Origin of the sequence: Arthrobacter sp. NEB 688 (assembly GCF_013201035.1) — a bacterium.
Lineage (GTDB): Bacteria > Actinomycetota > Actinomycetes > Actinomycetales > Dermatophilaceae > Phycicoccus.
On sequence record NZ_CP053707.1, the window covers coordinates 3,857,548 to 3,870,867 of the forward strand.

Annotated in this window: 13 protein-coding genes; 11 read left to right on the forward strand and 2 right to left on the reverse strand. The window is 73.9% G+C overall.

Annotation, left to right across the window (positions count from 1 at the left end; genetic code table 11):
* The first annotated feature begins 56 nt into the window (after positions 1-56).
* Entirely contained in the window at positions 57-1,373 is a 1,317-nt protein-coding gene (locus tag HL663_RS18095; RefSeq protein ID WP_286175775.1) for a PucR family transcriptional regulator, read from the forward strand.
* A 90-nt stretch (positions 1,374-1,463) separates the two neighbouring features.
* On the opposite strand, the gene HL663_RS18100 is transcribed toward HL663_RS18095, so the two are convergent.
* On the reverse strand, positions 1,464-1,853 hold the full coding sequence (locus HL663_RS18100; protein WP_173029688.1) for a hypothetical protein: 390 nt from the start codon (positions 1,851-1,853) through the stop codon (positions 1,464-1,466).
* On the reverse strand, positions 1,850-2,386 hold the full coding sequence (locus tag HL663_RS18105; RefSeq protein ID WP_173029690.1) for a 2'-5' RNA ligase family protein: 537 nt from the start codon (positions 2,384-2,386) through the stop codon (positions 1,850-1,852). Before HL663_RS18105 ends, HL663_RS18100 begins: the two co-directional genes overlap by 4 nt.
* Before the next feature lie 223 nt (positions 2,387-2,609).
* Here HL663_RS18105 and HL663_RS18110 point away from each other — a divergent pair, with 223 nt between their 5' ends.
* The 10 genes from HL663_RS18110 to HL663_RS18155 all read left to right on the forward strand — a co-directional run bounded on the left by HL663_RS18110 (position 2,610) and on the right by HL663_RS18155 (position 13,217).
* Positions 2,610-4,109: a uracil-xanthine permease family protein gene (locus tag HL663_RS18110; protein WP_173029692.1), complete on the forward strand. Its 1,500-nt coding sequence runs from the start codon at positions 2,610-2,612 to the stop codon at positions 4,107-4,109.
* Between the two features lie 135 nt (positions 4,110-4,244).
* Positions 4,245-5,114, forward strand: coding sequence for an FAD binding domain-containing protein (locus HL663_RS18115; protein ID WP_173029693.1), 870 nt, complete (start codon positions 4,245-4,247; stop codon positions 5,112-5,114).
* Entirely contained in the window at positions 5,111-5,623 is a 513-nt protein-coding gene (locus HL663_RS18120) for a (2Fe-2S)-binding protein (RefSeq protein WP_173029695.1), read from the forward strand. The genes HL663_RS18115 and HL663_RS18120 overlap by 4 nt, the downstream gene beginning before the upstream one ends.
* Positions 5,620-8,022, forward strand: coding sequence for an aerobic carbon-monoxide dehydrogenase large subunit (cutA, locus tag HL663_RS18125; protein WP_173029697.1), 2,403 nt, complete (start codon positions 5,620-5,622; stop codon positions 8,020-8,022). The genes HL663_RS18120 and cutA overlap by 4 nt, the downstream gene beginning before the upstream one ends.
* On the forward strand, positions 8,019-8,693 hold the full coding sequence (locus tag HL663_RS18130; protein WP_173029699.1) for an SRPBCC family protein: 675 nt from the start codon (positions 8,019-8,021) through the stop codon (positions 8,691-8,693). Before cutA ends, HL663_RS18130 begins: the two co-directional genes overlap by 4 nt.
* Positions 8,693-9,592, forward strand: a complete 900-nt coding sequence (locus HL663_RS18135; protein ID WP_173029701.1) for a carbon-nitrogen hydrolase family protein — start codon at positions 8,693-8,695, stop codon at positions 9,590-9,592. The genes HL663_RS18130 and HL663_RS18135 overlap by 1 nt, the downstream gene beginning before the upstream one ends.
* Before the next feature lie 82 nt (positions 9,593-9,674).
* On the forward strand, positions 9,675-9,899 hold the full coding sequence (locus HL663_RS18140; RefSeq protein WP_173029703.1) for a hypothetical protein: 225 nt from the start codon (positions 9,675-9,677) through the stop codon (positions 9,897-9,899).
* Positions 9,900-10,210: 311 nt separating this feature from the next.
* A complete protein-coding gene (locus HL663_RS18145; RefSeq protein ID WP_173029705.1) occupies positions 10,211-10,708 on the forward strand; it encodes an NfeD C-terminal domain-containing protein in 498 nt (165 codons plus the stop codon).
* 109 nt (positions 10,709-10,817) lie between these two features.
* On the forward strand, positions 10,818-12,371 hold the full coding sequence (locus tag HL663_RS18150) for a flotillin family protein (protein WP_173029707.1): 1,554 nt from the start codon (positions 10,818-10,820) through the stop codon (positions 12,369-12,371).
* Positions 12,372-12,512: 141 nt separating this feature from the next.
* Positions 12,513-13,217, forward strand: a complete 705-nt coding sequence (locus tag HL663_RS18155) for a GH25 family lysozyme (protein WP_173029708.1) — start codon at positions 12,513-12,515, stop codon at positions 13,215-13,217.
* Positions 13,218-13,320: the final 103 nt, after the last annotated feature.

Below are 13,320 nucleotides of genomic sequence, written 5' to 3' on the forward strand. Positions count from 1 at the left end.
GGTAGAGTGCCCGGATGGTCAGAGTTGCCAACGATGGGCCCGATCGCGCACAGACCTTGCCAGCCGTCCCGGCCGGGCAGCCCCTGGACGCCGGCGAGCTCGCCGCCCTCGTCGAGCAGCAGCGCGCCCTCCTCGCCCGCGAGGACGAGGTGCACCGCGTCCTCGTCCACGTCGTCCTCGACGGCGGCGGGCTGCCCGAGGTCGCCGCGGCCGTCGCCGGCTTCTTCGGCGGCGCCGCGACGGTGACGACGACCGACGGGCGGATGCTGTCGAAGGCGGGCTCGCTCGACGGCGTCGACGACGTGACCCAGCTCGCCTGCTTCGACCGCACCGGGCGCCTCATGGTCGAGGACGAGCCCGTCGGCTGGCGGGACCCGGCACGCGGCGCCGACCCGACCCGCGCCTTCGTCCGCATCGTCGCCGGATCCTCGGACCTCGGGATGCTCGGCGCCTACTCCCCCGGTCCGGCCCTGTCCCGCACCGACGTCCACATGCTCGAGCGGGCGGCGACCGTGGCGGCGCTGGCCATCACGAAGGAGCAGGCGGTCGCCGCGGTCGAGGGCAAGTACCGCGCCGAGTTCCTGCGCGACGCCCTCGCCGGGCGCGCCGGCGACCCCGCCGACGTCGCCTCGCACGCCGCCTCGCTCGGGTGGCGGGTCGACCGGCCGCTCGTCGTCGTCGCGGCCGAGACCGACGAGGACGACTCGGCGACGACCCGCGGCGCCGAGGAGGTGCGCGGGCTGCAGGACCGGTTCGTCCGGGCCTGGACCCAGGCCGTGCGCTCGCGCGACACCTCGGTGGCGGTCGCGGGGTTCAGCCAGGAGGTCGTCGTCCTCCTGCCCGTCGACGAGGGCGCCGACACCGAGGCCGTCCTGCGTCCGGTCGCCGAGCTGGCCCGCGTCGTACGCGGCGACGGCGGCGGCGGTCGGCGCACCTTCACGACGGGTGTCTCGCGGCTCGTCACCTCGCCGGCCGACCTGCCCCGGGCATACGACGAGGCCCTCACCGCCGTGCACGTCGGGCGGCAGGTGCACGGCGACTCCGGGCTCGCGCACTTCGACGAGCTCGGCATCTACCGCCTGCTCGCGCTCGTCCCGGACTCGGCCGACCTGCGGCGCTTCGTCACCGAGAGCCTCGGCGAGCTCGCGACCGACGACGTGCCCGAGAACGCCGACCTGCGCAACACCCTGTCGGTGCTCATCGACACCAACCTCAACGTCGCCGAGACCGCCCGCCGGCTGTTCTTCCACTACAACACGCTGCGCTACCGGATCGCCAAGCTCGAGCGGATGCTCGGCCCGTTCACGACCGACCCGCAGCTGCGCCTGACCCTCGCCCTCGCACTGCGCGTGCACCGGATGAAGGGCCTCTGACCCTCCAGCACTCCCCACTGATTGCGAGCTCCGCCGCTCGACACCCCGCTGGTCGGCGCGTCGAGCGGTGGAACTCGCAACAAGTCGGTGTCAGGCCGACGTCAGGGCGGCCACGAAGCCGTCGGGGTCCGCGACGGTGAAGGTCGCCCCGGGATGGCGGATGGTCCCCGTCGGGTCGATGGCCGGCACCGGCTCGTGGAACGACACGCAGACCCCCTGCTCGCCGTTGGTCGCGAACGTGACGCCGCGGTCGGTGAGCGACAGGTGCGGCGGGCCGGCGGTCTTGACGAAGGCGTAGCCGCCCGACCGCTCCACCCCCGCCACGTTCGTGAGCGGGGTGTCCAGGCGCCACCACGAGAACCGCGCCCGCAGCCGGCCGTCCCCCACCTCGACCCACGTCGTCGCCGGCAGCACGCCGAAGGGCAGGCCGGCGAGGCGGTAGCGCGGGTCGAACGCGAAGTCGAAGCGGCGGGTCGTCATCCGTCGACGCTACGGGCGCCCGTCGCGCGGCGGGGCGGGGTGAGCTCCTCGGTCTCGCGCGCCACCGAGTCCCAGCGCCGGGCGGCGACGAACGCCACCTCGCCCGGCTCGTCGCTGAGCAGCGCGAGCGCCTCCCCCACCTGGGATGCCGACAGTCGCCGGCCGAGCGTGACGTGCGGGACCCACCGTCCGGGCTCGACGAGCGGGGAGGACACCGGCGCCAGGCGCTCCGCGAGCGCCCGGTGGAGCGCCAGCAGCCCCGGCGTCACGACGACGAGGCGGGCCAGCACGTACGGCCCGCGGCCGAAGACCACCGGCGACCCGAGCCGCGTGACGAGCGGCAGCCCGGCCAGGTCGCCGAGCACCGCCTCGGCCCCGGGCCACGCCTCGCTCGTCACGAGCGTGACGTGCGGCCGGTTGCTCGCACCCCGGTGCCGCGCCTGGCTCGGCAGCCCGCCGTCGGCGAGCGCGCGCCACTCACCCACGACGGCCTCGTCGGTCGCGGCGTCCGGCAGGATCTCGACCGAGTGCACGCGGCCATCCTCACCTCCGTGACGCGCCCGCGGACACACGCGCGTCACACACCCGACGCCCGGTCGAGACACCGGAGCCGCGAAACGACAGGTTGCCAACGGTCGGGCCATCCGGCTGTCAAAGATTGCTGAGGGTGTCCTCCCACACCGGTCACTAGGTTCCCGGTATCACAAACCCTGTGAGCGGCGTCACCGACGCGGCCCCGGCGAAAGAGGTCACCGCATGTCCCTCGGTCTCGGTTGGAAGGTCAAGGGCGACGGCGCGTCGCTCGGCCCCGGTGAGGTCGTCGCCCCCGACGAGCGCCTCTCGTGGGGTCGCACCATCGGGCTCGGCGCCCAGCACGTCGTCGCCATGTTCGGCGCCACGTTCGTCTTCCCGCTGGTCATGGGGCTGAACCCCCAGCTGGCGATCATGATGAGCGGCATCGCGACCATCGCGTTCCTCCTCATCGTCTCGGGCAAGGTCCCGAGCTACCTCGGCACCTCCGCCTCGTTCGTCGGCGGCGTCGCCGCCGTGCGCGCCCAGGGCGGCGACTCCGCCGAGGTCACCGGTGCGATCCTCGTCGCGGGCCTCGTCCTCGCGGCCGTCGGCGTCGCGATCCACTTCCTCGGCTCGCGCGTCCTGCACGAGGTGCTGCCGCCGGTCGTCACCGGCGCGGTCGTCATGCTCATCGGCTTCAACCTGGCCCCGGTCGTCGCCGGCATCTACTGGCCCCAGGACCAGTGGGTCGGCTTCCTGACGATGCTCTTCACGATCGTCGTCGCCGTCGCCTTCAAGGGCTTCATCGGCCGCGTCGCGATCTTCCTCGCGCTGATCTTCGGCACGCTCCTCTCGTGGATCCTCGACAACACCGTCGGCCAGATCACCTCCGTCCTCGGCGGCGCCACCGAGGCGACGACGCACCTGCGCTGGGACACCTCGGGCGTCGGTGACGCCGCGTGGCTCGGCTTCCCGAGCCAGACGATGATGGGCGCGGACGGCAAGGAGGTCGTCGGGTGGCACCTGCCGAGCTTCTCGGCCACCGCGATCCTGCTCGTCCTGCCCGCCGTCATCGCCCTCATCGCCGAGAACACCGGCCACGTCAAGGCCGTCGCCGAGATGACCGGCCACGACCTCGACCCGGTCATGGGCCGCGCCATCGCCGCGGACGGCATCGGCACGGTCATCGCGACCTCGGTCGGCGGCTCGCCGACGACCACCTACGCCGAGAACATCGGCGTCATGGCCGCGACCCGCGTCTACTCGACGGCCGCGTACTACGTGGCGGCGATCGTCGCCCTCCTCTTCGGCCTCTCGCCCAAGTTCGGCGCGCTCGTCGCGTCCGTCCCGGGCGGCGTGCTCGGCGGCATCACGGTCGTCCTCTACGGGATGATCGGCCTCCTCGGCGCGAAGATCTGGAAGGAGAACGGGGTCGACTTCGGCAACCCGATCAACCTCGTCCCGGTCGCCGCGGGCATCATCATCGGCATCGGCAACGTCGAGCTCAAGGTGACCGACGACTTCTCGCTCGGCGGCATCGCGCTCGGCACCATCGTCACCGTCGCCGGCTGGCACCTGGCCCGGGCCCTCGCCCCGGCCGAGCTGCGCCAGGACGCCGAGGGCACGCTCGTCGCGGTCGGCGACCACGTCTACGGCGACAGCGACGGCATCGACGACCTCTACCAGGACGGCTACCCCGGCGGCCGCGGCCCGCGCGACCCCGGGCGCGACCACCGTCCCTGACCGGTCCCCCAGCGCGCCCCGCCCGGGCACCGCACCGGGCGGGGCGCGCTCCTTTTCCCGGATGACCTCCCCGACCACCCACCCCACCGGCCCCGCCGCCACCGCGGTGCCCACCCGAGAGGCAGGATCGACCAGGTGAAGCCCGCCCCCTTCGTCCACCACGCACCCCGCACGCTCGAGGAGGCGGTCGCCGTCCTCGGTGAGGTCGGGCACGACGGCAAGGTGCTCGCGGGCGGCCAGAGCCTCATCCCCCTGCTCTCGATGCGCCTGGCCTCCCCCGCCCACCTCGTCGACGTCAACGGCGTCGCCGGCCTCGACGCCGTCGAGGTCACCGACACCCACGTCCGGGTCGGCGCCCTCGTCCGGCACGCCGGCCTCGAGCGCCACGACGGCGCCGCGGCCGCCCTCCCGCTCCTGCGCCAGGCCCTGCGCAACGTCGCCCACCCGGCCATCCGGACCCGCGGCACGACGGTCGGCTCGATCGCCCACGCCGACCCCTCCGGCGAGATGCCGGCCGTCACCGTCCTCACCGGTGGCGTCGTCGAGGCCGCCGGACCGCGCGGGCGCCGCGAGATCGCCGCCGCCGACTTCTTCACCGGCCCGCTCGAGACCACCCTCGCCGAGGACGAGCTCGTCGTCGCCGTCCGCTTCGGGCTCCTGCCGGCCGGCACGCGCACGGGCTTCGTCGAGTCCGCCCGCCGCTCGGGCGACTACGCCCTCGCCGGGGTCGCCCTCGCCGTCGGGATGGACGGCGACGTGGTCACGTCTGCGACCGCCTCGTTCGTGTCGGTCACCCCCGTCCCCGACGTCCTCGACCTCGGGCCGGCCCTCGCCGGCCGGTCGGTCGGCGACCTCCCCCTCGACGACGTGGCCGAGCTCGTCCGCTCCCACGTCGGCCCCGAGTCCGACATCCACGCCCCCGCCGACTACCGGCGGATGCTCGCCGCCGAGCTCACCCGGCGCGTGCTGACCACGACCACCACCCCGACGGAGGGAGCGGCATGACCGACGCCGCCACGGAGCAGCTGCTGGAGATCACCCTGAGGGTCAACGGGGTCCGCCGCACGGCGAGCGCCCCCGCGCGCCGCCTGCTGTCGGACTTCCTGCGCCACGACCTCGGCCTGACCGGCACGCACGTCGGCTGCGAGCACGGGGTGTGCGGCGCGTGCACCGTCCTGCTCGACGGCGAGCCGGCCCGCGCGTGCCTCGTCTTCGCGGTCACCGCGCAGGCGCACGAGGTGACGACGGTCGAGGGCATCGGCCACGACCCGGCCAACCTCAGCCCGGTGCAGCAGGCGTTCGCAGAGTGCCATGCCCTCCAGTGCGGCTTCTGCACACCGGGGTTCATCACCACCATCACCGCCTACCTCGACGAGAACCCCCAGCCGACGCCCGAGGAGGCGCGCGAGGCGATCTCGGGCAACCTCTGCCGCTGCACCGGCTACCAGAACATCGTCAAGGCGGTCGTGCGCGCCTCCGAGATCGTCCGCGAGCGCGAGGAGGAGACCCGATGACCACCCGCCAGGTCGGCGAGCCCGTCCAGCGCCGCGAGGACCCCCGGCTGCTCACCGGCAACGGCCGCTACCTCGACGACCTCGGGCTCGGTGCGCTGCAGGCCGCGTTCGTCCGCAGCCCCCACGCGCACGCCCGCGTCGTCGACATCGACATCACCGACGCCTGGGAGCTCGACGGCGTCGAGGCCATCTACACGTGGGAGGACCTCGACGGACGCGTCGGCGAGCCGCTGCCCGTCCTCATCCCCCACCCCGCCCTGACCCACCCGCGCACCGGCTACTGCCTCGCGAAGAGCGAGGTCAACCACGTCGGCGAGGCCGTCGTCATGGTCGTCGCCCGCGACCGCTACGTCGCCGAGGACGCCTGCGGTCGCATCCACGTGACGTACGAGACCCTCAAGCCCGTCGTCGGCCTCGAGAACGCCCGCGCCGCAACGCGGCTCGTGCACGACGACGCCCCGGGCAACGTCGCGGCCAACCTGCTGCAGGAGGTCGGCGACGTCGACTCCGCGATGGCCGCCGCCCCCAACACGCTCACCCTCGAGCTCGAGATCGAGCGCAGCGCCTGCATGCCGATGGAGGGCAAGGGCGTCTACGCCCGCTGGGACGCCGACGACGCGTCGTTGCGCATCTACTCCTCGACGCAGACGAGCACCGGCGTCCGGGCCGCCGTCGCGGCGAAGCTCGAGATGCCGCTGGCCAAGGTCGAGGTCGTCACCCCCGACGTCGGCGGCGGCTTCGGCGTCAAGATCATGCACCCGTGGCCCGAGGAGGTCCTCGTGCCGTGGGCGGCGCGCCGGCTCGGCCGCGACGTCAAGTGGACCGAGGACCGCCGCGAGCACTTCGTCTCCAGCGCGCACGAGCGCGGGCAGCTCCAGGAGGTCACCGTCGGCTTCGACGACGACGGCCGCCTGCTCGCCCTCGACGTCCGCTTCTGGCACGACAACGGCGCCTACACGCCCTACGGGATCATCGTCCCGATCATCACGGCGACGCAGCTGCTCGGGCCGTACAAGCCCGGCGCCTACCGCGTCGAGTTCTGGTCGCTCTACACCAACACCGTTCTCGTGACGCCCTACCGGGGCGCCGGCCGCCCCCAGGGCTGCTACGCGATGGAGCGGACGATGGACGCCATCGCCGCGCACCTCGGCCTGGACCGCACCGAGGTCCGCAGCCGCAACTTCATCCAGCCCGACGAGATGCCCTACGACCAGGGCCTGATGTTCCAGGACGGTCGCCCGCTCAAGTACGACTCGGGCGACTTCCCGGCGTCGCTGGCCAAGCTCAAGGACCTCGTCGGCTGGGACGACTTCGCCGCCTACCGCGAGCAGGCCGCCCGCGAGGGCCGCAGGGTCGGGCTCGGGATCGGCTGCTACGTCGAGGGCACCGGCGTCGGCCCTTACGAGGGCGGGCACGTGCAGGTCGAGACGAGCGGCCGGGTCAACGTCGCGACCGGCCTGACCACCCAGGGCCAGGGCCACCAGACGGTGCTCGCGCAGATCGTCGCCGACCAGCTCGGGGTGCGCCTCGAGGACGTCCACGTGACCACCGGTGACACCCGGCGGATGGCGTACGCGGTCGGCACCTTCGCATCGCGCGGCGCCGTGATGTCCGGCAACGCCGTCGCCCTCGCCGCGAAGGTGGTGCGCGACAAGGCCCTGCGCATCGCCGCCGACGCCCTCGAGGTCTCCGCCGACGACCTCGAGATCGTCGACGGCGTCATCTCGGTCAAGGGTGCGCCCGGCACGAGCATCGACCTCAAGACCATCGCGGTCATGTCGAACCCGCTGCGCTACGCCTTCGACACCGCGGCGCAGGCGGCCACCCAGTTCGCCGGCACGTTCGACCCCGACAAGCCGCCGGTCGCCGACGACGACGAGCCCGGGCTCGAGGGGCAGGACTTCTACTCCCCGACCCAGGCGACCTTCGCCAACGGGATGCACGCGGCCGTCGTCGAGACCGACCCGGTCACCGCCGAGATCCGCATCCTGCGCTACTGCGTCATCCACGACTGCGGCGTCATGGTCAACCCCATGATCGTCGAGGGCCAGGTCCACGGCGGTGTCGCGCAGGGCGTCGGTGGCGCGCTCTACGAGCGGATGGTCTACGACGAGGGCGGGCAGCTGCTCAACGCCTCGTTCATGGACTTCCTCGTGCCCTACGCCTCCGAGGTCCCGCACGTCGAGACCGACCACCTCGAGACCCCCTCGCCCCTCAACCCCCTGGGGCTCAAGGGCGCCGGCGAGGCCGGGACCATCCCGGTCACCGCCGTCATCGCCTCGGCCGTCGAGGACGCCGAGGGCTTCCCCATCCGTTCCATGCCGATCAGCCCCGCCGAGCTGTGGGAGCTGCGCCGGCAGCACTCGTCCGTCCCCGTCGCCCTGGAAGGTGCGTCATGAAGATCTCCGGTTCGTCCACCCTCGAGTCCCCGGTCGAGCAGGTCTGGGCCGCCATCCTCGACCCCGCCGTCCTCGCCCGGTGCATCCCCGGCTGCGAGGCCCTGCGCACCGTCGGCGAGGACCGCTACGCGATGACGGTGACCGCCGGCGTCGCCGCCATCAAGGGCACCTACCAGGGCGAGGTGGCGCTGACCGACATGGACAAGCCGTCGGCGCTCACGTTGCGCGCCAACGGTTCCGGCGCCCCCGGCACCATCGACGCCGACGTCCGGGTCACGCTCTCCCCCGCGGCCAACGGCGGCACCGACCTCTCCTACGACGCCGACGCCACCGTCGGCGGCACGATCGGCGGGGTCGGCCAGCGGATGCTCGCCGGCGTCACGAAGAAGATGGCCGGCCAGTTCTTCAGCGCCCTCGACGCCGACATCGCCGGCGAGGGCCCGGCCACCCCGGTCATCGCCCCGCCCGGCGCCTCCGCCGAGGCCGTCGCCGTCCCGTCCGAGGCCCCCGTCGGCACGACCTTCGTCGGCCGCGCGGCCTCCGCGCCGGCCGGCGGCGGTGCGGGTGGCGGCGCGGCCTCCGCCCGCGACCTCGTCCTCGCCGGGATGGCCGGCGCGGTCGTCGCCCTCGTCGGCGTCGCCCTCGGCGCCCGGATCGGGCGGACCCGCTGATGCGCGCCTTCACCGCCGCCGCCGTGCAGGTCGCGCCCGTCGCGGCCCCGCTGACGGCCGACACGGTCACCGCGAACATCGACCGCTGCGTCGAGTACACGCGTCGCTGCGTCGAGGCGACCGGCGCCGAGCTCGTCGTCCTCCCCGAGTCGTGCACCACCGGGTTCACCCCCGGCTGCCCGACCGAGGAGCTGTGGGAGCTCGTCTCCGAGGTCCCCGGCCCGATCACGCAGCGCCTCGCGGACCTCGCCGCCGAGCTCGGCGTCCACCTCGTGTTCGGCACCTACGAGCGCGGCCCGAGCCCCGAGGTCGTCTACAACGCGTCGGTGCTCGTCGACCCCAGCGGCGAGATCCGCGGCGTCTACCGCAAGACGCACCCGTTCTGCTCGGAGTCGGTCTCGGGCGGCGGCTGGGTGACCCCGGGCGACACCGTGACGGTCGTCGACACCGAGCTCGGCCGCATCGGGATGATCATCTGCTTCGACGGCGACTACCCCGAGCTCTCGCGCATCCAGGCGGTGCAGGGCGCCGAGGTCATCGCCCGACCCTCCGCCCTGCTGCGCTCGGCCGACGTCTGGGAGCTGACCTCCCGGGCCCGCGCCTACGACAACCACGTCTACGTCATCGGCGCCAACGCGACCGGCACCGACGCCGCCGGCGTGCACTACTTCGGCAACAGCCACGTCGTGACGCCGATCGGGCACATCGCGGCCAAGGCCGCCTCCCACGAGGGATGGGTCTCCGCGCGGCTCGACCCGGCCGAGGCGCTGGCCTCGCTGACCCCCGGCTCGAACATCGGCCAGGGCTTCGACCACCTGCGCGACCGCAACCTCGACCTCATCCGCAACCACCGCGAGGACCTCGAGGCCCCCGCGAAGTCCTCCTTCCCGCACGCCTGACGCGGTGTCCGGGTCCGGGCGCTCCCGGACCCGGACACCCCCCGTCGGCGTGTCGCGGACGAATCCGGGGGACACTGGGGGCGTGACGTCACGACGCCCCGCGAGCCCGACCACCTATTCCGCACGCAGCCCCTTCCGCCAGGCGGTGGAGGCTCCGGTGGAGATCTTCGCCGTCGGGGACCGGGTCACGCACGACCGCTTCGGGCTGGGCACGGTGATCGTCCTGGAGTCCGCGGCCGTCCTCGTCGACTTCGGCGCGCAGCGCGCCCGTGTGACCAGCCCGTTCACGCGCCTCACGAAGATCTGACGCCCCGGGAGCCCACGCTCCCCCCGGGCCCCACCGGCCCCACCCGCCTCACGAGCCTCGACGTGTCGGGGTGACCCGGAACGTCCACGAGACCCCGGTTCCGAACCGGGGTCTCGTGGACGTTCCGGGGTCTCGAGCCCCCCGTCGGCCCGCGCACGCCGGGGCCGGCCGCCCGTGCCGGAGCGCGACCCCGCACCGTCCCCACCCCGCCCCGCACCTCCCGGCGGCCCCTCCCCGAACCCGATAGGGTCGCCGGACACGACGGCGCGCACCGCGACGCCGCGGGACCCGGGGGCGGAAGGACACGACGGATGCAGGTCACGATGCTCGTCATCGGAGGGGTCGGCATCCTCCTGCTCGTCGTCTCGCTCGTCCTCGGCGACCTCGTCGACGGCTTCCTCGACGGCATCGGGCCGGATGCGCTCTCGGGCCTCGCCGTCGCGGGGTTCCTCGCGGCCTTCGGGTTCGTCGGGGCGCTCGTCCTCGACGCCGGCGCGTCGAGCGGCGTCGCCATCGGGGCCGGCGTCGTCGCGGGCGTCGCGGCCGGTGGCGGAGCGGGGTGGGCCAGCAGCCGCCTGATGCGCGGCGGGGACGAGGCGACCGTCCGCACGGCCGGCCTCGTCGGGCTGACCGGCACCGTCGTCGAGCCCGTCCCGGCCGAGGGCTACGGGATGGTCAGCGTCGTCGCCGCGGGCCACATCACGCGCCTCAACGCCCGCGCGGGCGAGCCGCTGCCGAGCGGCGCCGCCATCGTCGTCACCGGGGTCCTCAGCCCCACGGCCGTCACCGTCGCCCGCCGGGCGGACTGACCCGCCACCCCGCACCCACGCGTCGGCCGGAACCGGGGGACCGTCCGCCGCGTCCATGTCGTCACCCCACAGACCTGGGTGCCGTGGGCGCCCGGAAAGGCCAGGCACCATGTTCGGGCTAGACGTCTCGACCGGGCTCATCTCGGTTCTCGGGCTCGTCCTCCTCGTCGTCCTCACCGGTCTCGTCATCGCGTCGCGCTACCGCGTGGCCGGGCCGAACGAGGCGTTCATCGTCACCGGGCGCAAGGGCAAGGAGGTGCGCAACCCCGAGACGGGCGAGATCTCCACCGACCTCTCGGGCCAGAAGGTCGTCATGGGCGGCGGCATCTTCGTCGTCCCGTTCGTCCAGCGGCTGCACATCCTCGACCTCTCGAGCCGCCGCATCATGGTCCAGATCCGGGGCGCGGTGTCGGGACAGGGCGTCAAGCTCAACCTCGACGGCGTGGCCATCGTCAAGGTCGGCGGCAACGAGGACTCGATCCGCGCCGCGGCGCAGCGCTTCCTCGCCCAGCAGGGCGAGATCGAGACCTTCACCCAGGAGACGCTCGCCGGCTCGCTGCGCTCGATCGTCGGCTCGCTCACCGTCGAGCAGATCATCCGCGACCGCGCCGCCTTCGCGCAGCGGGTCGCCGACGAGGCCGAGTCGTCGCTGACCGGTCAGGGCCTGGTCCTCGACACCTTCCAGATCCAGGACATCACCGACGACGGCACCTACCTCTCCGACCTCGGGCGCCCGGAGTCGGCGAAGGTCGGACAGCTCGCGGCCATCGCCGAGGCCAACGCCCGGCAGGCCGCCGAGCAGGCGCGCATCGTCGCCGAGCAGGAGATCGCGGTCAGCCAGCGGCAGCTCGCGCTCAAGCAGGCCGAGATCAAGGCCGAGACGGACGCCGCGCAGGCGCAGGCCGCCGCGGCCGGGCCGCTCGCGCAGGCCGACCGCGACCAGGCCATCCTCACCGAGCAGGAGAAGGTCGCCGTCCGGCAGGCCGCGCTCAAGGAGCGCCAGCTCGACACCGAGGTCCGCAAGCCGGCGGACGCCGCGCGCTACCGCGTCGAGCAGGAGGCCGAGGCCTCGCGCAACGCCGCGATCGCCGAGGCCGAGGCCCGCAAGGCCGCGAGCATCGCCGCCGCGCAGGCCGACGCCGAGAAGGCGCGCCTGACCGGTGAGTCCGAGAAGGCCCGACGCTCCGCCCTCGCCGACGCCGACGCCATCGAGGGCTCGCGGCGCGGTGAGGCCGACAAGGCGCTCCGTGTCGCTCAGGCCGAGGCCACCCGGGCCGAGGGCGAGGCGCAGGCCTCGGCCATCCTCGCGACCGGCCAGGCCGAGGCGGAGGCGATGAACAAGCGCGCCGACGCCTTCGCCCGGTACAACGAGGCCGCCGTGCTCCAGATGCTCGTCGAGGTGCTGCCGCAGGTGGCCCGCGAGGTCGCGGCCCCGATGGCGGCCATCGACAAGCTGACCGTCGTCTCGACCGACGGCGCGGCCGCGCTGCCGAAGCAGGTGACGGACAACCTGACCCAGACGATGGCGATGCTCGAGAACACCACGGGCGTCGACCTCCAGGCGCTGCTCCAGCGCTTCACGGCCTCGGCGACGGCAGGCGCCTCGGCTCCCGCCGCGACCGACGGCGAGGTCGTGCGCAGCGAGGCGTCCCCGACGGCCTGATGCATCCGCACCCCGACTTCTCGGGGTGACCCCGAGAAGTCCACGAGACCCCGCCTCCGAGCCGGGGTCTCGTGGACGTTCCGGGGTGTCGGGCGGAGCGGGCACGGATTCCTCCCGGTCCGCAGCACCTAGGCTGCCCGGATGGGGCGGAGGGTGCTGCGGTGGTCGGTCGGCGTCGTCGTCGTGCTGGCGCTCGTCGTCGTGGCCGGCTGGGCCGGCTTCCGCTGGGTGCTCCCCGGCTACCGGCCCGGCCTGGCGGCGGGCGAGCGCTACGGCATCGACGTCTCCGCGCACCAGGGGCCCGTCGACTGGGCCGCGGTGGCGGCCGACGACGTCGACGCCGTCTACCTCAAGGCCAGCGAGGGCGGCACGTTCGAGGACCCGCGCTTCGCGGAGAACTGGGCCGGGGCGCGGGCGGCCGGCCTCGAGGTCGGCGCGTACCACTTCTTCACGCTCTGCAAGGACGGCGACGAGCAGGCGCGCAACCTCCTGGGCCGCCTGCGCGAGGTCGGCGCGGACGACACCGCGCTCCCGCCGGTGGTCGACCTCGAGCTGAGCGGCAACTGCGCCGCCCGTCCGGCGCCGGAGGTCGTCGAGCAGCGGCTGACCGACCTCGTCGTGGCGCTCGAGCGCGACACCGGGCAGCGCGTCACCCTCTACGCCCTCGACGACTTCACGAGCCGCTACCCGCTGCCGGAGGACCTGCGCGAGCGCGAGCGGTGGGAGCGGCGCCTGCTCCTGCGCCCCTCGAGCGACGGCTGGGCCTGGTGGCAGGTGAGCAGCCGGGCGCGCATCGACGGCATCGACGGCCCGGTCGACCTCGACGTCGTCGCCGCGCGTCCCTGAACCCGCATCGGCCCCCCATCTCGCTTGGCGAGGATGGCCGTCGAATCGGCGTTCCGTCGGCAGCATCTGCCAACGCGGGGGCCACCCCCGGACGGGTTTGATC